The organism is Pseudomonas sp. 43(2021) (genome assembly GCF_017490805.1).
Classification (GTDB): Bacteria; Pseudomonadota; Gammaproteobacteria; order Pseudomonadales; family Pseudomonadaceae; genus Aquipseudomonas.
The window spans coordinates 1-480 of record NZ_JAFGYJ010000390.1 but is presented as its reverse complement, the minus strand read 5'-3'; the positions used below and the strand labels follow the sequence as shown (position 1 = coordinate 480).

The following is a 480-nucleotide window of genomic DNA, read 5'->3' as shown; positions in this document are numbered from 1 at the left end:
CTATGGCATTTCCTGGGGCGCGCTGGGCGCGGCCGAATTCTGCTGGCACACCGCGCGCCAATACACTCTGGATCGTCAGCAGTTCGGTCGTCCGCTGGCCGCAACTCAGCTGGTACAGAAAAAGCTCGCCGACATGCAGACCGAGATCACTCTGGCACTGCAAGGCTGCCTGCGCTTGGGCCGGATGAAGGACGAAGGCACGGCCGCCGTTGAAATCACTTCAATCATGAAGCGTAACTCCTGCGGCAAGTCGCTGGATATTGCGCGAATGGCGCGGGACATGCTCGGTGGCAATGGCATCTCCGATGAGTTCGGTGTCGCTCGTCATCTAGTCAATCTGGAAGTGGTGAATACCTATGAAGGTACCCATGACGTTCACGCGCTGATCCTCGGGCGTGCACAAACCGGTCTGCAGGCGTTCTATTAATAGGAGGGCGGACCATGGGCGCGCTGTCGCATCTGCGGGTACTGGATTTATCG

1 protein-coding gene is annotated in these 480 nt (G+C 58.8%); it reads left to right on the top strand.

The window, feature by feature from the left end:
• A partial coding sequence (locus J5M71_RS27790; protein WP_279382396.1) for an acyl-CoA dehydrogenase family protein occupies positions 1-427 on the top strand: 427 nt, incomplete at its 5' end.
• Positions 428-480 lie beyond the last annotated feature (53 nt).